The 20,175-nt window shown below is 71.3% G+C and carries 19 protein-coding genes and 2 tRNA genes; 11 read left to right on the plus strand and 10 right to left on the minus strand.

From position 1 onward, the window contains the following. Position 1: 1 nt before the first annotated feature. From nuoE to Q8W67_RS05295, 5 genes are read right to left on the minus strand one after another with little or no spacing between them, the layout of a single operon-like run. Positions 2-1,363, minus strand: coding sequence for an NADH-quinone oxidoreductase subunit NuoE (gene nuoE / locus Q8W67_RS05275; RefSeq protein WP_305541775.1), 1,362 nt, complete (start codon positions 1,361-1,363; stop codon positions 2-4). Between the two features lie 12 nt (positions 1,364-1,375). Then, positions 1,376-2,566: an NADH-quinone oxidoreductase subunit D gene (locus Q8W67_RS05280; protein ID WP_305541778.1), complete on the minus strand. Its 1,191-nt coding sequence runs from the start codon at positions 2,564-2,566 to the stop codon at positions 1,376-1,378. A gap of 15 nt (positions 2,567-2,581) precedes the next feature. Beyond that, entirely contained in the window at positions 2,582-3,229 is a 648-nt protein-coding gene (locus tag Q8W67_RS05285) for an NADH-quinone oxidoreductase subunit C (RefSeq protein WP_305541780.1), read from the minus strand. Positions 3,230-3,238: 9 nt separating this feature from the next. Next, on the minus strand, positions 3,239-3,826 hold the full coding sequence (locus Q8W67_RS05290; protein WP_010686017.1) for an NADH-quinone oxidoreductase subunit B family protein: 588 nt from the start codon (positions 3,824-3,826) through the stop codon (positions 3,239-3,241). A gap of 41 nt (positions 3,827-3,867) precedes the next feature. After that, positions 3,868-4,233, minus strand: a complete 366-nt coding sequence (locus tag Q8W67_RS05295) for an NADH-quinone oxidoreductase subunit A (protein ID WP_305541788.1) — start codon at positions 4,231-4,233, stop codon at positions 3,868-3,870. A gap of 339 nt (positions 4,234-4,572) precedes the next feature. Here Q8W67_RS05295 and Q8W67_RS05300 point away from each other — a divergent pair. After that, positions 4,573-4,649, plus strand: a tRNA-Asp gene (locus tag Q8W67_RS05300). 131 nt (positions 4,650-4,780) lie between these two features. Here Q8W67_RS05300 and Q8W67_RS05305 read toward each other — a convergent pair. Both Q8W67_RS05305 and Q8W67_RS05310 read right to left on the minus strand, forming a co-directional pair. After that, on the minus strand, positions 4,781-5,689 hold the full coding sequence (locus tag Q8W67_RS05305; protein WP_305541790.1) for an EamA family transporter: 909 nt from the start codon (positions 5,687-5,689) through the stop codon (positions 4,781-4,783). Positions 5,690-5,708: 19 nt separating this feature from the next. Continuing rightward, the gene (locus Q8W67_RS05310; RefSeq protein WP_305541792.1) at positions 5,709-6,011 is read right to left on the minus strand and encodes a DUF1127 domain-containing protein; all 303 of its coding nucleotides are present in this window, start codon (positions 6,009-6,011) and stop codon (positions 5,709-5,711) included. 113 nt (positions 6,012-6,124) lie between these two features. On the opposite strand from Q8W67_RS05310, the gene Q8W67_RS05315 reads away from it, so the two are divergent. Further along, positions 6,125-7,516, plus strand: coding sequence for a PLP-dependent aminotransferase family protein (locus Q8W67_RS05315; RefSeq protein ID WP_305541794.1), 1,392 nt, complete (start codon positions 6,125-6,127; stop codon positions 7,514-7,516). Positions 7,517-7,635: 119 nt separating this feature from the next. Here the strand turns inward: Q8W67_RS05315 and Q8W67_RS05320 are convergent, their stop codons facing one another. Both Q8W67_RS05320 and Q8W67_RS05325 read right to left on the minus strand, forming a co-directional pair. Further along, positions 7,636-8,991 carry a sensor histidine kinase gene (locus Q8W67_RS05320; protein ID WP_305541796.1) on the minus strand — a complete coding sequence of 452 codons (1,356 nt, stop codon included), beginning with the start codon at positions 8,989-8,991 and terminating at the stop codon, positions 7,636-7,638. A 41-nt stretch (positions 8,992-9,032) separates the two neighbouring features. Next, positions 9,033-9,698 (minus strand): response regulator transcription factor, encoded by a 666-nt coding sequence (locus Q8W67_RS05325; protein WP_305541798.1) that lies wholly within the window; start codon positions 9,696-9,698, stop codon positions 9,033-9,035. A 334-nt stretch (positions 9,699-10,032) separates the two neighbouring features. Here Q8W67_RS05325 and Q8W67_RS05330 point away from each other — a divergent pair, with 334 nt between their 5' ends. The 7 genes from Q8W67_RS05330 (at position 10,033) to Q8W67_RS05360 (ending at position 18,994) form a co-directional block, all read left to right on the plus strand. After that, positions 10,033-10,710, plus strand: coding sequence for a DNA-binding protein (locus Q8W67_RS05330; RefSeq protein ID WP_305541800.1), 678 nt, complete (start codon positions 10,033-10,035; stop codon positions 10,708-10,710). A 92-nt stretch (positions 10,711-10,802) separates the two neighbouring features. Further along, positions 10,803-11,084, plus strand: a complete 282-nt coding sequence (locus Q8W67_RS05335) for a hypothetical protein (protein ID WP_305541868.1) — start codon at positions 10,803-10,805, stop codon at positions 11,082-11,084. Positions 11,085-11,518: 434 nt separating this feature from the next. Further along, on the plus strand, positions 11,519-13,270 hold the full coding sequence (locus Q8W67_RS05340) for an ABC transporter ATP-binding protein (protein WP_305541804.1): 1,752 nt from the start codon (positions 11,519-11,521) through the stop codon (positions 13,268-13,270). Between the two features lie 73 nt (positions 13,271-13,343). Then, positions 13,344-14,219, plus strand: coding sequence for an aldose 1-epimerase family protein (locus Q8W67_RS05345; protein WP_305541806.1), 876 nt, complete (start codon positions 13,344-13,346; stop codon positions 14,217-14,219). 3 nt (positions 14,220-14,222) lie between these two features. Further along, positions 14,223-14,942 (plus strand): uroporphyrinogen-III synthase, encoded by a 720-nt coding sequence (locus Q8W67_RS05350; protein ID WP_305541809.1) that lies wholly within the window; start codon positions 14,223-14,225, stop codon positions 14,940-14,942. 94 nt (positions 14,943-15,036) lie between these two features. Further along, entirely contained in the window at positions 15,037-17,256 is a 2,220-nt protein-coding gene (locus tag Q8W67_RS05355; protein WP_305541821.1) for a translation initiation factor 2, read from the plus strand. A gap of 226 nt (positions 17,257-17,482) precedes the next feature. Beyond that, positions 17,483-18,994, plus strand: a complete 1,512-nt coding sequence (locus tag Q8W67_RS05360; protein ID WP_305541824.1) for a heme biosynthesis protein HemY — start codon at positions 17,483-17,485, stop codon at positions 18,992-18,994. A 70-nt stretch (positions 18,995-19,064) separates the two neighbouring features. On the opposite strand, the gene Q8W67_RS05365 is transcribed toward Q8W67_RS05360, so the two are convergent. After that, positions 19,065-19,322 carry a hypothetical protein gene (locus Q8W67_RS05365; protein WP_305541871.1) on the minus strand — a complete coding sequence of 86 codons (258 nt, stop codon included), beginning with the start codon at positions 19,320-19,322 and terminating at the stop codon, positions 19,065-19,067. Here Q8W67_RS05365 and Q8W67_RS05370 point away from each other — a divergent pair. Beyond that, positions 19,239-19,694 (plus strand): NUDIX hydrolase, encoded by a 456-nt coding sequence (locus Q8W67_RS05370; protein ID WP_305541827.1) that lies wholly within the window; start codon positions 19,239-19,241, stop codon positions 19,692-19,694. The genes Q8W67_RS05365 and Q8W67_RS05370 overlap by 84 nt on opposite strands. Positions 19,695-19,779: 85 nt before the next feature. Continuing rightward, positions 19,780-19,854 (plus strand) — tRNA-Thr (locus tag Q8W67_RS05375). Positions 19,855-20,175 lie beyond the last annotated feature (321 nt).

Consider the following 20,175-nt stretch of genomic DNA (forward strand, 5'->3'; position numbering starts at 1 on the left):
CTCACTGAGCCGGCGCGGCGAGCGCCTTGGCCTGCCCTACCCAGTCCTCCCGGTCGATGCGACCGGGGAACGCGAGGTAGGTGCCGACCCAGGCGATCTCGTCGCGGGTCCAGGCGGCGATCTGGTCGAAATGGTAGATGCCGAGCCCGTTCAGGCGCTGGCTGTTGCCCGGACCGATCCCCTTGATCCGGGTCAGGTCGTCCGGTCGACCGGCGCGGGCGGCGTCGAGCCCCGGGGGCCGGCTTCCGACCGCGTTCGCCTTCTGCTCCGGGCTCGCGTCCTTCGGGAGGGCCGCCAGTGCACCGGCGACGCGCGCCTCCTCGGCCTCCGCGGCAACCTCGCCCTCGCTCGCGCCGGATGCCTCCGGCTGCTGCGGAACCTCCCCGCGGTCGGGCGTCTCCTGGTTGCCCTGCTCGCCGGCCGCCGGCTCACCCTCGGCAACCCGCTTGGCCGGCGAGTCGAGCACGTCCGCATCGCCCTGGCGCGCCGCGCCGTGCTTGGCGGTCGAGCGCCCGCGTTCGGCGGCATCCGCGCTGTCCTCGGGCTTGATCGGCGTCTCGCCGGCGGCGGCGCGCTGCGCCGGCGCGTCGGTCACGGTCCGCTCGACCGGGCGCCCGGCATCGGGCCGGGCGGGCTTCGGCTGGGTGGCGGCCCGCTGCTCGCTCGAGGCGGCCTCATCGGATTTCGCGGCTTGGTCTTCCGCCTTGCCGGTGTCCTCGAAGCGCTGGCGCCAAGCGCCGACGCGCGAACCGTCGAACAGGGTCGGGTCTGTTAGCGTTTCGGCTCCGCCCAGCGGCTCGGAGGATGTGCGCCCTGTCTGCGAGCCGACCTTCACGGGGCGGCCGGCGGCGAGGTCGTCCATCAGCTGACCGAGCGATTCCGGCGTCAGGTCCTCGTAGTAATCCTGATTGATCTGCACCATCGGGGCATTGCAGCAGGCGCCCAGGCACTCGACCTCGAGCCAGGAGAAATTGCCGTCGGCCGAGACGTGGCCGGGCGGCCCGAGGCGCGTCTCGAGCATCGCCTTCAGCCCGCGGGCGCCGCAGGAATCGCACGGCACCGTGCCGCAGACCTGGATCCAGTAGCGTCCGACCGGCTCCAGCGCGAACATCGTGTAGAAGGTCGCGACCTCCAGGACGCGGATGTTGGGCATGCCGAGTTCGGTGGCCACCGCCTCGATGGCCGCGCGCGGCAGCCAACCGCCGTTCTGCTCCTGCGCCTTCCACAGGAGCGGGATCACCGCGGAGGCCTGGCGGCCCTCCGGGTACTTGGCGATCTGGGTCTTCGCCCAGGCGGCGTTCTCGGGGGAGAACGCGAAGCTTTCGGGCTGCTCAGAGGCCGGCGCGAGTCTGCGGTTTGCCATCCGTCTAACGCCTTACCGATCCACTTCGCCGAACACGATGTCCAGGGTGCCGAGCACGCAGGACACGTCGGCCAGAAGGTGCCCCCGGCACATCCAGTCCATCGCCTGAAGATGCGCGAAGCCCGGTGCGCGGATCTTGCAGCGATACGGCTTGTTGGTCCCGTCTGAGACCAGATACACGCCGAACTCGCCCTTGGGCGCTTCCACGGCCGCGTAGACCTCGCCCTCCGGTACGTGGAAGCCCTCCGTGTAGAGCTTGAAGTGGTGGATGAGCGCTTCCATCGAGCGCTTCATCTCCCGGCGCGGCGGCGGTGCGAACTTGCCGTCGAGGGACGCGACCGGACCCTGCCCGGCGGGCTCGCGCAGCTTGGCGCAGCACTGCTTCATGATCTTAACGGATTCCCGCATCTCCTCCATGCGGATCACCTGCCGGTCGTAGGTGTCGCCGTTGCGACCCACCGGGATGTCGAACTCCATCTCCTCGTAGCACTCGTAGGGCTGCGCCTTGCGCAGGTCCCACGGGATGCCCGAGCCGCGCAGCATCACGCCCGAGAAGCCCCACGCCATGCACTCGTCGACCGAGACGATCCCGATGTCGACGTTGCGCTGCTTGAAGATGCGGTTGGCCATGACGAGGTCGTCGAGATCCTGGACGACCTGCAGGAACGGGTCGCAGAACGCGTCGATGTCATCGATGAGCTTGGGCGGCAGGTCCTGGTGGACGCCGCCGGGGCGGAAGTAGTTGGCGTGGAGCCGGGCGCCCGAGGCCCGCTCGTAGAAGATCATCAGCTTCTCGCGCTCCTCGAAGCCCCAGAGCGGGGGCGTGAGGGCGCCGACATCCATCGCCTGCGTGGTGACGTTGAGGAGGTGCGACAGCAGCCGGCCGATCTCGCAGAACAGCACCCGGATCAGCTGCGCGCGCCGGGGCACTTCGATGCCCGCAAGCCGCTCGATCGCCAGGCAGAAGGCATGCTCCTGGTTCATCGGCGACACGTAGTCGAGCCGGTCGAAATAGGGCGTCGCCTGGAGATAAGTCTTGTGCTCGATGAGCTTCTCGGTGCCACGGTGCAGCAGCCCGATATGCGGATCGACCCGCTCGACCACCTCGCCGTCGAGCTCCAGAACGAGGCGCAGCACACCGTGCGCCGCCGGATGCTGCGGGCCGAAATTGATCGCGAAGTTGCGGATGTTGTGTTCGGTCACGGGCGGTTCCGCTCCTCAGGCCGACGTCTTCTCGTCGCCCGGCAGCACGTAGTCCGTGCCTTCCCAGGGCGAGAGGAAATCGAAGTTCCGGAATTCCTGCGTCAACTGAACCGGCTCGTACACGACACGCGCCTCGTCCTGGTCGTAGCGGACCTCGACGAAGCCGGTGAGCGGGAAGTCCTTGCGCAGGGGGTGGCCCTCGAAGCCGTAATCGGTGAGCAGGCGGCGCAGGTCCGGATGCCCCGAGAACAGGATGCCGTAGAGGTCGTAGGTCTCGCGCTCATACCAGTTGGCGGCCGGGAAAACCTCGATCACCGAGGGAACCGGCGTCACCTCGTCGGTCTGCACCTTCACCCGGATGCGAGCGTTATGGCGCAGGGACAGCAGGTGGTAGACTACGTCAAAGCGCTTCTCGCGCTGCGGGTAATCCGCCCCGCAGATGTCGATGAAGCTGCGGAACGCGCAGGCTGCATCGTCGCGCAGGTAAGTCAGCGCGTAGACGATGTCGGAGGCCTGGACCACCAGCGTCAGCTCGCCGAACGCGAGGGTGTGCGACAACACCGCCGGACCGAGCGCGCCGACGATGCGCTCAGCCATCGTTGTCAGAGCGGCGTCGCCGCTCGCCGGCTGCGTGTGAGGCAGGATCGAGATGCCGTTCGACATGGCCCTTCCTCAGCGCTCGATCGTGCCGGTGCGGCGGATCTTTTTCTGAAGCAGCAGCACGCCGTAGAGCAGCGCCTCGGCGGTGGGCGGGCACCCGGGCACGTAGATGTCCACCGGCACCACTCGGTCGCAGCCGCGCACCACCGAATAGGAGTAGTGGTAGTAGCCGCCGCCATTGGCGCAGGAGCCCATCGAGATGACGTAGCGCGGCTCCGGCATCTGGTCGTAGACCTTGCGCAGGGCCGGGGCCATCTTGTTGGTCAGGGTGCCGGCAACGATCATCACGTCGGACTGGCGGGGCGAGCCGCGCGGCGCGAAGCCGAAGCGCTCGCAGTCGTAGCGCGGCATCGACATCTGCATCATCTCGACGGCGCAGCAGGCGAGTCCGAAGGTCATCCACATCAGCGAGCCGGTGCGGGCCCAGTTGATCAGCTCGTCCGTGGTGGTGAGCAGGAAGCCGCGGTCGGCCAGCTCGTCGCTGATCGACAGGAAGGTCGGGTCGTCCGCGCCGATCGGGCGGCCGGTGTTGGGATCGATGATTCCCTTCGGCTGGGGCGCGATCGCGGGGGCGCGGTTGGTATCGGTGATCAGGGCCATCGGCGACTCGGGATGCGGTGCGGACAGGTGGCTGGCGCGAATCAATCCCACTCGAGGGCGCCCTTGCGCCACTCGTAGATGAAACCGACCGTCAGCACGCCCAGGAAGACGATCATCGACCAGAAGCCGAACCAGCCAAGATCCCCGAAGGTGATCGCCCACGGGAACAGGAACGCAACCTCAAGATCGAAGATGATGAACAGGATCGCGACGAGGTAGAAGCGCACGTCGAACTTCATGCGGGCATCGTCGAAAGCATTGAAGCCGCACTCGTAGGCCGAGAGTTTCTCCGGGTCCGGACTCTTGAAGGCGACAAGGAAGGGCACGACCAGCAGAGCGGTGGCGATGAACAGCGCCACGCCGATGAACACGATGAGCGGAAGGTAGTCCGCCAACAGTCCGGTCATGCCAGGGCCTCGCGAGAGCGTCTCGATCGACATGGGAAACCGCGGTGCGACGCCGAACCGGATTCGCCCGTGGAATTGTTCTTATGCCAGGATGCGCGCGGCCGGAGGCTTAGTCGAGCCGCCGACCCATGACAATGGCTTGTCGCGTCGCACAAAGCGCTGTGCCTGTCTCGCCTGGAGATGGGTCCGGGCGGCGCGGCTGCAACACGACGCAAGCGCGCAGCCCTCGTGGCCGGGCGCGGGGTAAAACCGCGACGGACGCGCTTGACAGCCCCCGACGCGGCCCATAAACCCCGCCCCGTCGCCGGGCGAAACGCCCCTTCTAGGCGACCACGCCGTGCGGGCGTAGCTCAGTTGGTTAGAGTGCCGGCCTGTCACGCCGGAGGTCGCGGGTTCGAGCCCCGTCGCCCGCGCCACGTCCTCCTCTACATTTGTGAATTCGAGCTCGGAGCGCGACCTTGTAGGTCGTTTGCATCGTAGGTCGTTTGCATCCCTGCGCGGTCGTGTCGTGGCCGACATGCGAGCGACGCCGGGCCGAGCCTGAACGTCAGGCCGCTTTTTGCGGCGGAGAATCGGTGTCCGCGAGCGTCGCGCCGGCTGTGTTCCTGCGACCGCCGCGGATGCTCAAGGCGATCCCGGCGAGAATCATTCCTCCACCCGCCAGGATATCGGCGCTCAACGGCTCGCCGAGCACCACATGCGTGCTCAGGATGCCGGCCACCGGCACCAGAAGGGCGAACGGCGTCACGGCCGCTGCGGGATAGCGGGTCAGGAGGCGGTTCCAGAGACCGAAGGCCAGCAGGGTCGTCGGGTAGGCCTGGAAGGCGATCGACGCGACGGCGAGCCAGCCCGGATGCGCCAGGGCGGCGAGGGCGGCGGGTCCTTCCACGACCAGCGAGAGGGCGATCAGCGGGAACGTGGTGGCGAGGCTGCCCCAGACCATCAGGGCCAGCATGTCGACCCGCCCGATCCGCTTCGCGATGACGTTCGCGCACGCCCAGGCGAGCGCGGCGCCGACCACCATCAGCAGCGGTCCCGGCGGCGCGCCCCCGGCCCGTCCGAGCGCCACCGTGGCGACCCCGAGGAGGGCGACGGCGCCTCCCAGCCCCTGGAGCCCGCTCGGGCGCTCCCTCAGCAGCAGCCAGGCGAGTGCCACCGTGAAGGGCACCTGGACCTGGATCAGCAGTGACGACAGGCCGGCCGGCATGCCGAGCCGAAGCGCCATGAACAGCAACCCGAACTGACCGACCCCGAGCGCCAGGCCGAACCCCAAGACCAGGGACGCGGGGGCCCGGGGCGGCTTGATCACCAGCATGGCCGGCACGGCCGCGAACGCGAAGCGCAGCGCGCACAGCATCAGCGGCGGCACCGTCTCCAGCCCGATCTTGATGGCCACGAAGTTCGCGCCAAGGATCGTGACCACAAGGATCGCGCTCAGAACGTCGCGCGCCGTCATCCGATCGTCCCCGCCCGCCTTACCACGACAGAGGCACTCCCACCCGAGCGCGGCGCCGCGCATCGCGCCGGTCGATCAGCAGATCGGCGGCGTCGCCGGTTCCCCGCACGGCTGCATCCGCCACGTCCTGCGGTGTCAGCCCGATATCCTTCAATTCCCGCTCGGACAGCATCGAGAGCCGGTGCAGCACGCGCCGGTCCATCGCGGCGCGCGACAGACCGGCGCCCACCTCCGCGGCGGCTGCGGCGACCACCCGGAGCGTGCGGGCGATCCACGGCGGCCGGCCTTCGGCGCCGGCGGTTTCGGGACGGCAATGCTCCATGGTCTCGTCCTCCGCTTTTCTTGAACGGCGCGACCATGCCGCCCCGGGGCTGGCGGCGACAGGAACGGTTCGGTACGATTCGTAAGAATTGTCCGGTCGAAAAGGCAGTACGGATGCAGATCGCCCATAAGGCAGCCGGGACGCGGGTCGAAGCCGTGGCCGCCGAGATCCGCGAGCGGATCGCGGCTCGGCGGCTCGTCCCCGGTGTCCGGATCCCGTCGGTGCGCGCCTTCGCGGACGCCATGGGCGTGTCGAAATCGACCGTCGTGGAGGCCTATGACCGGCTGGCCGCCGAGGGCACGCTGGTGGCGCGCCCGGGCTCCGGCTTCTACGTCGCCGGCAAGACCCGGCCGCTCTCCCTCCAGGCGATGGGGCCCCGGCTCGACCGGATCGTCGATCCGCTCTGGATCACGAGGCAGGCGCAGCAGGCCGGCTCCGACCAGCTCAAGCCGGGAGCCGGCTGGCTGCCGGATTCCTGGATGCCGCACGAGGCGATCCGGCGCGGCCTGCGCCGGGTGGCGCGGGGGGATCTCGCCGCGATGACTGACTACGACCGGCCCCTCGGCTACGAACCCCTGCGGGTCCAGATCGCCCGCAAGGTCGGTGAGAAGGGCGTCGGGGCCGAGCCGGACCAGATCGTACTGGTCGAATCGGCCACGCAGGCCCTCGACCTGGTCTGCCGTTTCCTGCTCCAGCCCGGCGACACGGTGCTCGTCGACGATCCCTGCTACTTCAATTTCCTGGCGCTGCTGCGGGCGCACCGGGTCGCGGTAGCCGGCGTGCCGCTGACCCCGGAGGGGCCGGACCTGCGGGCGCTGGCGGTCCTGCTCGAACGGCACCGGCCGCGGTTCTACCTCACCAACGCGGCGCTCCAGAACCCGACGGGGGCGAGCCTCGCCCCGGCCCTGGCCCACCGGCTGCTGAAGCTGTGCGAGGCGCACGACACCCTCATCGTCGAGGACGAGATCTTCGGCGACCTCGAGCCCGAGCCGGCTCCCCGGCTCGCGGGCTTCGACGGTCTGGAGCGGGTGATCCAGATCGGCAGCTTCTCGAAGACCCTGTCGGCGGCCGCGCGCTGCGGCTGGATCGCGCTCCGGGCCGACTGGGTGGAGCCGCTGGTTGATCTCAAGCTGGCGCTGAGCCTCGGCAACGGCCACGTCACGGCGGCGCTGGTGCACAGCCTGATCACCGAGGGCGCCTACCGCCGGCACCTCGCCGAGACCCGCCGCCGGCTCGCCGGCGCGATGGTGGCCGCTTCCGCTGGCCTGCGCGCCTGCGGGTTGGAGCCCTGGGCGCAGCCCCGGGGCGGCTTCTTCCTGTGGATGCGCCTGCCTGACGGGCGCGACGGGGCCGAGGTGGCGCGCCGGGCGCTCGCCCAGGGCATGGTGCTGGCGCCGGGGACCGCCTTCAGCCTGTCCGACGACTGGAACGGCTACATGCGCTTCAACGTCGCCCATTGCGCCGATCCGCGCATCCGCCCGATCCTGCGCGAGGCGCTGGCTTGAGCGAGACCCGCCGAGCCATCCGGTTTCCGAATGATCGATTCGTAGCCGTTTCGTCTTCGCCCCGCTCGCGATGGCGGTGCGCGGCGAAGCCGACCGGAGCGTTCATTTTGGAACCGGCGTCACGCCGGCAGGAGCAGTTCCGCCCGCAAGCCTCCCAGCTCCGAGCGTCCGAGTGTCAGGCTGCCGCCATAGAGTTCGGCGAGTTCGAGCGTGATCGGCAGCCCGAAGCCGTGGCCCGGCACGCCCTCGTCGAGGCGGCGCCCCCGGGCCATCACGGAAGCGGCGGCCTCGGCGTCGAGGCCCGGCCCGTCATCCTCCACCCGCATGCGCACGCCGCCGTCCCACGCAGCTGCCGACACCCGTACCCGGGCCCGGCACCAGCGGCAGGCATTGTCGACGAGATTGCCGAGCATCTCGTCGAGATCCTGCCCCTCGCAGGGCACCGTGAGGTCGTCCGGCACGGCGAGGTCGATCGCCAGACCTTTCTCGGCGTAGAGGCGCAGGAGCGCATCGCGCAGGTCCGCGACGCGAGGCGCCAGGGGCGTCCGCCCCCGGGCCGAGCCGGCAAGGGCTGCCGCCCGGGCCCGGCGCAGGTGATGGCGCACGCGCCGGTCCATGTCGTCGACCTGACGGCGCAGCGCCCCGCCAGGATCGCGGGCGGGCTCGGCCAGCGCCATCGACAGGGTGGCCAGCGGCGTCTTGAGGGCGTGGGCGAGGTTGGCGACGTGCCCGCGGGCCCGTTCCAGGTTCTGTGCGTTCTGGTCCAGCAGCGCGTTGAGTTCCGCCACCACCGGCTCGATCTCGGCGGGCTGCTCCGCCGGCACCCGATCCCGCCTGCCGGCCCGCACCGCTGCGAGATCGGCCCGCAGGCGCTTCAGCGGCGCCAGCCCGAGGCGGACCTGGAGCGCCAGTCCGGCGATCAGGCAGAGGCCCAGCACCCCGAGAGCGAGGGCGAGGCTGGTCAGGGCCTCGCGCAGCGGGCCGAACAGAGCCACCCGCGGTGCCGCCGCGATGAGCGTCGCGGGTGGGCTTCCAGGTACGGTGAGGATGCGCAGGATCAGCGGCTCGCCCCGGGGCCCGGTGCCTTCGGCGGGGTGCGGGCGGCCGGGCTCGTCGTCGGGCCCCGGGTCCGACACGGCGATGTCGTGGCCCCGCAGGGAGCCCGAGCGAACGATTTCGACCCCGCGGCGCACCTCCCAGGCCCAGCCCGGGCCTTCCCGGTCGAATGGCGGCGCGTCGAGGTCCCGGGCGAGGAGGCCCGCTTCGAGCCCGGCCCGCAGGGCGACGATTTGCGCGTCGAGACGTCCCTCGATCTGCCCCCGGACGAAGCGGTGCAGGATCACCCCGATGGCGAGCCCGGCCACCACCAGGGCCGCCAGGACCAGCGCGAGGGCGGCCGCGAGCAGGCGTGTGCGCAGGGACCGGCGCGGCGGCGGCGGTTGAGGCCTTCGGGGTCCAGGCCCTTCCCGGCGCACAATCGGGATCCCCTTCGGGCGAGAACGCTCCGGCGGTGGCATCAGGCGGGATCTGCGTGCAGGCGGTAGCCGTGACCACGCACGCTCTCGATCCGGGCGGGGGCGATCTTCCGGCGCAGGCGGGTGATGATCACCTCCACGGAGTTCGAATCGACATCCGCGTCGCCCTCGTAGACCCGCTCGATCAGGTGCGCGCGGGGCACGACCGCCTCGCGGTTCCGCATCAGGCAGGACAGGACCCGCCATTCCAGCCCGGTGAGCTTGAGCGGCAGGCCCTCGTGCTCGAAGGCGCCGAGCCCCGTATCGAAGTCGAGTGGGCCGCAGGTGATCCGGCTCGCCCCGCCGCCCTGTGACCGGCGCACCAGGGCGCGCAGGCGGATCACCAACTCCTCCACCCGAAACGGCTTGACCACGTAGTCGTCCGCCCCGGCCTTGAAGGCGGCGACCTTGTCGCTCCAGCCGTCGCGGGCCGTGAGCACCAGGACAGGCATCGTCCGCCCGGCTCCCCGCCAGGCCTGCAGCACCGAGACCCCGTCGCCCTTCGGCAGCCCGAGGTCGAGCACCACCGCGTCGTAGCCCTCGGTCTCGCCGAGATGCTGGGCGTCCTCGCCGTCCGAGGCCCGATCGAGGACGAAGTTCTCCGCGCGCAGCACCTTGGCCACCGCGTCGGCCAGGGCTCCGTCGTCCTCAACCAGCAGGATCTTCAACCGTCCATCCCCCCTGTCCCGGCCTGTCGGCGGAAAACGTGCCGCACCAGGATCTTGCAGTCGTATCCTCAAGCGACGCATCCGCACGCCGCCGCCGGGGCGGCACTTGGCGGCATGGATCGAGATCCCGCCTCCAAGCCTTTGTGACGGCGCGCCTCTTACGTCTTGTTCCGAAGCGCTCGTGTTGTCAGACGCGTGGCCGTTCCGGCCAGGAGCGCTCTACGGCCGCGGGTTTAACCGGGCCTGAACCGGGTGGTTCAGTCCGGATTTGAGGGGGAGCCCTACGAAGGGGTCACGGATCGTTCGGGTCCGGACCCTTGAGAGGCTTCAGCAGATGAGCGACGACAAGACCATCGACGGCACCGCGCGGGCGATCCGGGAGCCGGCCCCCGGCGCCGTCCCGACGGTTGCCGAGAGAATCCCACGGCGGACCTGGGTGGTGGGTGCCGTTGCGGTGCCGCTGGCTTTGGGGGCGGCGGGCCTGTCCCTGGCGCAGGGCACGGCGTTCCAGCCGACCCCGGTCGAGCCTGTGGCGATCCGGGCGCTGGCTCCTTCGAGCGCGACCGCCATCAAGGGCGAGGTCGCCGAGATCTTCGGCAACAAGTTCGTGGTCCAGGACCCCACCGGCCGGGTGCTGGTCGAGACCGGCCGCGAGGGCGAGGGCGGCACGCTCGTCGCCAAGGGCGAGGCCGTGACCGTGCAGGGCCGTTACGAGACCGGCTTCCTCCGTGCTGGCGTCCTGACGCATGGCGATGGGCGCAAGGTCGTGCTCCGGCCTGCGGGCGGCCCGCCGATGGGCAGCCTGGACTGGGCCAAGGACAGGCTTGGCCTCGGTCCGACACCCGACGTGGCCGCCCTCACCGCCGCCGTCCAGGCGGCCGGCTACGGTGACGTGCGCGTCACCGGCCGCGGCCCGCGCCATCTCGAAGTAGCGGCCAAGGACCGGGACGGGCGCGAGCACCAGCTCCATGTCGGCTTCGACGGGCAGGTCCGCGAGCGTCCGCTGCTGTGAGCCCGGTGCCGGCGGGCACAGCATGCAACCGTTTCCGCCCTGCCGCGTCCTCCTGTCTCTCACCCGGTCAGGAGGCGCGCACCGTGGAACCGATGAAGCCGATGGAACCCATGAAGCCGATGAAGGGCATGGAGCCCTGGTGGCCGAAGGACCTGGGCGACCCCGCGACAAGCGGTGCCCAGAACGGGATGAAATACGCGTTCTTCCCGGACAAGCACCGTCTCCTGATCGAGCGCGACGACCAAGTCTCGACCTACGATAGCGGCGACCACCGGATCGGCGGCGTCTCGCAATCGGATGGCGCCTCAAAATCGCTGACCTTCGCCAGCCAGAGCGGCGACGTGGATCTCGCCTCCCTCAAGAAGCTCGGCTGAGCAAGTAGCTCGGCTGAGATTGTGTTCGACGCAGCCGTTCCCATGCTCGGGATCTGCCCGCCTCGACCTCATCGCGAGGCGCGTCCGCTGAGCGGGTGCCGCTAAGGAGCCCTCCATCTGCCTCCGGCTCTTGATGGGAGATCGGTCTATGAAATTTCGCGATTTCTCAAATCTGTACTCCTGTCGCGACGTGGCGGAATTCCCATAGGCGACCCCGTCGTTCCGGACCCGCCTGCGGCGCCCCGGAACGACGGGGTGGATGCTTGGCCGTCCGTGCAAGTCTCGAGCGCTCGCGTGAGTAGGATGTCCAAATGGGATTGCGCCGGGACAGGTCGGGAGCGAGCCCTCTTTGTCCCAGCCGGCTTCCCCTTCGACAGAGAGCCCTCTAAGCCCGGGCCGGCCATGCAAGCCCTCTCGCCGATCTGTGTAAGACCATGCGCGCGCTGATCGACCTCGTTCTCGCCATGCGGGTGCGCGATCGACACCGCCTCGCGTTGATCGCACTCGGGCTCGCGGTCGCGGCTCTGTTGGAGGTGGTCGGCGTCGCCTCGGTGATCCCGTTCCTGACGCTGGTCGGCGATCCGTCGGCCGCGACCCGAGTCCCCTATCTCGCCCAGGCCCGAACGTTCCTCGGGCTCGCCGACGAGCGCAGCTTCCTGCTGGTGACCGGTGCGGCGGCGCTCACGGCGATTCTGACCACCGCGGTGGTCAATGCCGGACTGACCTACGCGCAGCTCCGGTTCACGCATCTCGCCGGCTACGGCTTCAGCCGGCGCCTGCTGTTCCGCTACCTCGACCGCGAGCGGCTGTTCTTCACCCGGGCCAACAGCGCCGAACTCGCCAAGAACGTGCTCTCCGAGACCGACCGGCTGGTGGTGGGGGCGCTGACGCCTGCTACCGTGCTCGCCTCGCGGGCGACCTCGGCGCTCGCCGTGATCGTGTTCCTGCTGGCCTACGCGCCGCAGCTCGCGCTGATCCTGGGCGGCGGCTTCGGCGGGCTCTATGTCGGGATCTACCTCGTGATGCGAGCCCGGCTCGCCCGGCTCGGGAGCCGCTCGGTAGCCGACAACGAGGCGCGGTTCCGGATCGTGCAGGAGACCTTCGGGGCGCTCACCGAGCTGAAGCTCTACGGCCGCGCGGAGGCCTTCGCGGGCCGCTTCGACGGCCCCGCGCGCGCCTACGCCGTCGCCACAGCGGCGAGCCTGCTCACCGGCCAGATGCCGCGCTTCGTGATCGAGGCCCTGGCGTTCGGCGGCGTGATCGTGGTCGTGCTGTTCGCGCTCGCCCAAGGTCTCGACGTCGCGGGGATCCTGCCGCTGCTGGGCCTGTTCGCCTTCGCGGGCTACCGCATGCTCCCGGCCTTCCAGAACATCTTCACGTCGGTTGCGCTGCTGCGCTTCACCATGCCGGCTGTGCGGGTGATCGTCGATGAACTCGCCGACGAGCGGAGCCCCGTACCCCGCACGGACCGGCGCCTCCCGTTTGCGAAGGCCATCCGGCTGGAGGGGGTCGGCTTCGATTATGCCACCGGCCAGCCGGCGCTCGCCGGCATCGACCTGACAATCCCGGTCAACACCACGGTCGGGCTCGCCGGCCGCACTGGCGCGGGCAAATCGACCCTCGCCGGGCTGCTCCTCGGGGTGCTCCGCCCGAGCGCGGGCCGGATCACCGTCGACGGGCGGGTGCTCGATGCCGGCGCCCTCCCCGCTTGGCAGAACCGCATCGGCTACGTCCCGCAGGACGTGTTTCTGGTGGACGGCACGGTCGCCGAGAACATCGCACTCGGCCTCAACACGCCGGACCTCGCCGCCGTAGAGCGGGCCGCCCGGCTTGCGGGCGCCCACGACTTCGTGGCGTCCCTCCCGCACGGCTATGCGGAGCGGGTCGGCGAGCGCGGGGCGCGACTCTCGGGCGGCCAGCGCCAGCGCATCGGAATCGCCCGGGCGCTCTACCACGAGCCCGACGTGATCGTATTCGACGAGGCGACCTCGGCCCTCGACGACGAGACCCAGGCAGCGGTGATGCGGGCGCTGCGGGCGCTCTCGGGCCGCCGCACGCTGATCCTGATCGCCCACCGGCTGTCGACCCTGGAGGGGGCCGACGCGATCCACGTCCTGGAAGCGGGCCGGCTCGTCGCCTCCGGGCCGCCGGACACGGTCCTGCCGGGGCTTGGGACGGCGGCGTGAGGCGACGCCCTCCCCTTGCGCTCCGGCCTGCGTCCGTTACCTCGGTGCTCCGAGGACCGACCGGGAGCCCCGCTTGAGCACGCGCATCGACCTCACCGCCCCGGACGGCACGGCGGCCGTACTCTCCACCCACGGGGCCGAGCCGGTGTCCTGGCAGGTCGGCGGCACCGAATACCTCTGGAGCGGCGACCCGGCACACTGGAACCGCCACGCCCCATGGCTCTTTCCGGTGGTCGGCGCCTCGGCGGGCGGCCACGTGACGGTCGGGTCCCGCAGCTACCCGATGGCGCAGCACGGCTTCGCCCGGGACCTGCCGTTCTCGGTGGTGGAACGCAGCGCCGATGCGGTGACGCTGCGGCTCGCCGACGGGCCGGAGACCCGGGCGCATTACCCCTTCGCGTTCCGGCTCGACGTCGCCGCCCGGGTCCGCCCGGCCGGCCTCGACCTCGACGTGACCGTGGTCAACCCCGGTGCCGATCCGCTGCCCTACGCCCTCGGGTTCCATCCGGCCTTCCCATGGCCCTTCGCGGGCGGCAGGCGCGCCCGCGAAGGCGGCTACGCGGTGGACTTCGAGCACCCGGAGCGCCCGTCCGCGCCCCAGGTGGGCCCCGGCGGCCTGCTGCTGCGCGCGGAGCAGCCGATCCCCATCGCGGGCGACACCCTGCCCCTCGATCCCGACATGTTCACCGAGGCGCTGGTGTTCCGGAACGCGCGGAGCCGCCGGATGCGCTTCGCGGGCCCCGGCAAAGCGATCCGCATGGAGGTCGAGGATTTCCCGCATCTCGCGGTCTGGACGAAGCCCACCGCGCCGTTCCTGTCGCTCGAATGCTGGACCGGCTACGCCGACTGGGCGGATTTCTCCGGCCCCCTCCAGGAGCGCGATTCCCAGCGCCTGCTGCCGCCGGGGGCCGAGGCGCGCCACGGCATCCGCCTGACGCTGGAAGGCTAGGGGTTGCGCGTCTGGGTCGCCCGGCCCGAACCGGGGGCTGCCCGGACCGGCGCAGCGCTCGCGGCCTGCGGGCATGTGCCCCTGGTGGCGCCCGTCCTGGTGGTGCGGCCGACCGGCGAGAGGCCCCCCGACGGTTCCTTCGACGCGCTGTTGCTCACCAGCACCAACGCGGTGCCGGCACTCAAGGACGCGGCGTCTCTGCGCGGCCTGCCGGTCTTCGCAGTCGGTCCCCGAACCGCCGCGGTTGCGATCCGGGCCGGGCTCGGGCCGGTGTGGGAGGGGCCGGGCGACGCGGGCGGGCTCGCCGCCCGCGTCGCCGAATCGCTCCCCCCGGGCGCACGCCTGCTCCACGCGGCCGGGGCCGAGCGCAAGCGCGAGCCCGCGGCGGCTCTGGCGGCGGCCGGTTTCCGGGTGACGGTCTTCGTCGCCTACGCGGCGGAAGCCGTGCCCGCCCTGCCCGGACCGGTGGCGGATGCGCTGGCGGGCGGGAGCCTCGACGCCGCCCTACATTATTCCCGGCGCAGTGCCGCCGTGGCACTCGCGCTCGCGGAGGGATCGGGCCACGGCGGAGCTTTCCGCCGCCTGAGGCATTACTGCCTGTCGGCGGATGTTGCATTCCCCCTGGAAGCGGCCGGCGTCGCGGTCCATTTCGTGGCTGTTCGACCGCGGGAAACGGACCTGCTCGATGCCCTGACGCCGCGCCTCGGCGACGGCGCGCGGTGACAGGGGAAGACAGTCGCCGTATCTCGCCCTCGCGCCCGGTGCCGCCGTGGTGCTAGGGGGGCGCGGCGACGCCGAAGAGTTGGAGGACTTGCCCGTGACGCCACCACCCAGCGACGCCGACAAGCCCGGACCGGGCGGTCAGAAGCCGGGCGCTGCGCCGTCCATGCCGCCGCAGTCCGATTCCGCGCGGACGGATGCCAAGCCCGGGGACGTCAAGTCCGCCGAAGCCAAGCCCGTGGACGCGAAGCAAGGCGCGAAGTCGCCTGCGCCGGCTGCCGGTGGTGCGAAGCCTGCGTCGACGGCTCCGATCCCGACTCCGAAGCCCGCGCAGGAGGCCGCCTCCGGCGCCCCCGCGGGCACGCCGCTGAAGCCCGCGACCGATCCGGGCGTGCCCACCAAGCCGGGGGCGGTCGACGCGAAGCCCGAAGCCAGCAAGCTGGGTGCCGCGGACGGTCCGAAGCCGTCGGTGAGCGCCACCGGCCGGCCGGTCGACGCGAAGGTCGAGCCGTCGCAGGCCGGCGGCCCGGCACCGTCGTCACCAGAGCCGGCGAAGACGGCTTCGGCGACCGCGGGCATGAAGTCCGAGCCCGGCAAGATCGAGCCCGGCAAGATCGAGCCCGGCAAGATCGAACCCGCGAAGTCCGAGTCCGGAAAGCCAGAAGCCGCGCAGCCCGGCCGACCGGGCCCCGCGCCACAAACCGGCGCGGGGCCCCGTCCCGGCGACACCGCGGCCGGAGTCGCGGCCGCCACGTTGACGGCCGGGCCGATCATCGACCTGAAGGCCAAGCGCATTCCCGACCCTCCGGTGTCCGGAAAGGAGCCGACGAAGGACGGGCTGAAGGATCCCGCGAAGGAGCCGGCGAAGGGCCCGCTCCCCGGCGCGGCCTCGGGTGAGGCCGCGAGGGCCGCCAACCCGCCGGCCGCGCGGGCCCGGGCCGGTTTTGGCTCCGTGGCGGCCGCCGGTCTGCTCGGCGGCCTGATCGGGGCGGGCGTTCTGTTCGGCGTCGAGAAGGCCGGCATCGGCGGCGATCCGCGCCTGAACGCTCTCGACCAGAAGCTGTCCAGCCAAGTCGCGTCACTCGACAAGCGTCTCGACGGGCTCGCCCCCCGGGACGCCCTGGCCGCCCTCGACAAGCGCGTCGCCACCGCCGAGTCGACGGCCAAGCAGGCGCTGGACAAGTCCTCCGTCGCCCCTGCCCCGGCGGCGGGGGCGACGGAGGGGCAGTCCCCGGGGCAGGCCTCGGCCGTGCCGGCCGATCTCGTGGCCCGCCTCGACAGCCTCGACCAGCGGGTCGCCGCGCTCCAGGAGGAGCCCGGCCGCGACCAGACCGGCGATTCGAAGCTCGGGGCTGTTCAGGCCGGCGACACCAAGCAGCTCTCCGACCTCGACGCGCGTCTCAAGGCGATCGAAGCGGACGCCGCGAACAAGGGGGACGCGGCCGACGCGTCCAAGCGGCTCGCCGCTCTGCAGAGCGAGGTCGAGCAGCGCACCAAGGCCAATGCCGATGCCGACGCGGCCCTGGGCCAGCGCCTCGACACGCTGCAGCAGGCTCTCGACGCCCGGGTGAAGGCCGCCACTGAGGCGGTCCAGGCGGCGGCCCAGGCGAGCCGCAGCGCCGCCGAGGCCGGCCAGACCCAGGCCGCGGAGGTCTCGAAGGCCGTCGATCGCCGCCTGCAGGAGCAGGGCGACAAGATCGCTGCCCTGGACAAGAGCGTGGCCCAGCGGGCCGAGACCACCACCGTGCAGGCGGCACTCCGGGTCGTCGTGGCCGACCGTGTGGCCGCCGCCCTGTCGGCGGGCATGCCCTACGCCGAGCCGCTGGCGACTCTGCGCAAGCTCGACCCGGGCGCCGAGGCCCAGGCCGCGGCGCTCGCGCCCTTCGCGGAGACGGGTGCGCCGACCACGGCCCAGCTCGCGGACGCGTTCCGCCCGATCGCCGAGCAGATCGCGGCCAAGCGACGCGCGCAGCGGGCCAGGAGTGCCGCCGAGACCGGCGACTTCCGAGCGAAACTCCTGAGCATGGCCGACGGCCTCGTGCAGGTCCGAAAGGTCGACGCGCCCCCCGCCCCGGAGGCGTCGGACGATCCCGAGGCCAAGGTCCAGGCGGCCCTCGACCGCGGCGATCTTCTGGGGGCCTCCGCGGCCTTTGCGGCGCTGCCCCCGGAGGCCCGGGACCAAGCCGGCGATTTCGGTGCCAGGCTCAAAGCCCGGACCTCGACCGAGGAGGCGGTGCGGAGCCTGCTCGCCGATGCCTTCAAGGCCCTGCCGACGGGTGCCGGTCCCGGCGCCGCCGCGGCCGCCCCCGGCCGCTAGCCGGTGACGGCCGCGCCCCGAACACTGCGTGGCTGCGTCCCCTTCGGGGGGGCGCCTCTGCAATTTTCGCGAACCGGCACCGCGGTCTTGCGTCGAAAACCTGTGATCGCTCAAAACCCTGAGCGGATGAAGCGTTGGCGCGCCAACGCCGGTCCGCTCAGGCGCTCCGCCCCTTCCGCACCCAGCGGCGACCGTCCGGCGGCCGCCGACAGGAGACACTGATCCCATGTGGCGCGCCCTCGCCTTCCTGGCCCTGCTCGCACTCGCCGCCTTCGGAGCGGTCTGGATCGCCGATCGGCCCGGCACCGTCACCGTCGTCTGGAACGGCTACCAGATCGGCACCAGCCTCGCGGTCGCGCTGGTCGGCGTGATCGCGGCGGCGATCGTCCTGGGCCTGCTTTGGGCGATCGTGCGGGGCGTGATCGGCCTGCCGGAGGCGCTGGTGCGCGGCTCTGCCGAGCGGCGCCGGGCCAAGGGCTTCTCCGCCCTCTCGCGCGGGATGGTGGCGGTGGGCTCGGGCGATCCCCTGGCCGCCCGCCGCTTCGCCGGGGACGCCGAGCGCCTCCTCGGGCCGGAGCCGCTGACCCTGCTGCTCAAGGCCCAGGCGGCGCAGATTTCCGGGGACCGGGACGCGGCCGAGAGTGCCTTCCAGCGCATGGTCGATGACCCCGAGACCCGGGTGCTCGGCCTGCGCGGGCTGTTCGTGGAGGCGCGCCGCCGCGAGGACGAGACCGCCGCCCGCGCCTACGCGACGGAGGCCGCCCGCCTCGCCCCGAGCGTTACCTGGGCCAACGAGGCGATGCTGGAGGCCCAGTCGGCGGACGGCGACTGGGTGGCGGCGCTGGAGACCATCGAGCGGCGTTCCTCGCTCGGGCTGATCGACAAGGCGAGCGCCCGCCGCCAGCGGGCCGTGCTGCTGACGGCGATCGCGGGCGAGCGCGAGGCCGGCGAGCCCGACCTCGCCACCGAGCGGGCGCTGCAGGCGGTCAAGCTCGCCCCCGAGCTGGTTCCGGCAGCCTGCATCGCGGGCCGGCTCCTGTCCCGCCGGGGCGATCTCCGGAAGGCTGCCCGGGTCGTCGAGGCCGCCTGGAAGGCCAATCCGCATCCCGACCTCGCCAAGGTCTATCTCGGCCTGCGCCCCGGCGATTCGGTCCGCGACCGCCTCGCCCGGGCCGAGACCCTGGCCAAGCTCTCCTCCTGGGATCCGGAGGCTCGCCTCGCGGTGGCGCAGGCGGCCCTCGACGCGCGGGATTACGGCCGGGCCCGGGAGGCCGTGAAGCCTCTGCTGGTCGACCGTCCGACCGTGCGCGCCAGCCTGATGATGGCGGCGATCGAGGAGGCCGAGCACGGCGCGGCCTCCGGCCAAGCGCGCCAGTGGCTCGCCCGGGCGGCGCGCGCGCCCCGCGACCCGGTCTGGATCGCCGATGGGATCGCCTCCGACACCTGGGCGCCGGTCTCGCCGGTCACCGGGCGCCTCGACGCCTTTGCGTGGCGCGAGCCGCCGAACACGTTGGCCGCTCCCGTCCCCGCGGCGGAGCCGGAACCAGAGGCGACGGCACCCGTCCTCGTCCCGCACGGTGCGGACTCGTCCGCGCCGCTCCCGACAGTCCTGCCGGCACAAGCGGGCGGCCCGGCGTCCGCGCCGCCCGGCGGCGCGGATCCGGTTTCGGCCGGAATGGCCGCAGCCGCACTACCGGCCTCCGGCGCCGCCGCGCATGCGGTGCGGCGGGCCGGGTGACCGGCCGCGGGGCGCAGCCTTCGGGCAGTCGGCGGAATCCGGCGCCCGGACAAGTGAGGCGTTGATAGAACTATTCCTCGTGTCGCGCCGTTTCGCTGCCGACAGTTGCTGATACTGGCAGACCCTGTAGCTTGTGCGCGCCGCTGCCGACCGAGGATCCGACCATCTGCTGCTCCGTACACCTTCCCGATACGCTCCTGACCCGGCCGGGGCCGACAGCGGTCCCGGAACGCCCGGTGCGGTCGTGACGGTTCTGATCGAAGACGACGCCGAGCCGCGGCGGCAGGTCGGGGCTTTGCCGTTCCGGCATGAGCGAGACGGCGGGCATCGGATCCTCCTCGTGACCTCACGGGAGAGCCGGCGCTGGGTCATCCCGAAGGGATGGCCGATGAAGGGCCGGAAGCCGTTCCAGGCCGCCGCTCGCGAGGCCTACGAGGAGGCGGGGCTGCGCGGCGAGGTCGGCAAGCGACCGCTCGGCTACTACATCTACCAGAAGCGCCTGAAGAACCTCGACGCGGTCTTGTGTCAGGTGAAGGTGTTCCCGCTTCAGGTTCGCAAGCAGTTCAAGGAGTTCCCCGAGGCACACCAGCGGGAGCTGCGTTGGTTCACGCCCGCGGAAGCCGCCGAGGCGGTCTCCGAACCGGGGCTGGCGGCGATCATTCGTGCCGCATGCCGGAAGGTTAAGGCCACAGACGCGTAACCGGCGTTGCCAAGTCGGCGACGATCCGTTATGGCCCCACTCGGCCGGATGGACACGCCCCCCCGCGGGGTCGCCACGGCCGCTTGCTGCGGTAGCTCAGTGGTAGAGCACTTCATTGGTAATGAAGAGGTCGAGAGTTCAATCCTCTCTCGCAGCACCATCTTTATCCTAACGATCAGAATAGGTTAGGGTACGACGATACTCTGAGGATGACCGACTCTCACACAGCGGTCTCATACATTGTCCCTCAGAATCGCCCGACCGTGGAAGGACCCGAAATCAGGGGTCTACCATCTTCGCCAACGCACCCCCTCCGACCTTTTCCCACGGTTGAAGGGTCAAACCGTCTCACTTCCTATCGGTCTGGTTTGGGCGTCCGTCACGGTAGGTCCTATCGTCCAGGCATCACTTCGGACGAAAGAGCCACGGGAGGCACGGCTTAGGCATTCGATTGCCGATGGTGTTCTCAAGGGATTCTGGC

Source organism: Methylobacterium sp. NEAU K (assembly GCF_030700285.1).
In the GTDB taxonomy this organism is placed as follows: Bacteria; Pseudomonadota; Alphaproteobacteria; order Rhizobiales; family Beijerinckiaceae; genus Methylobacterium.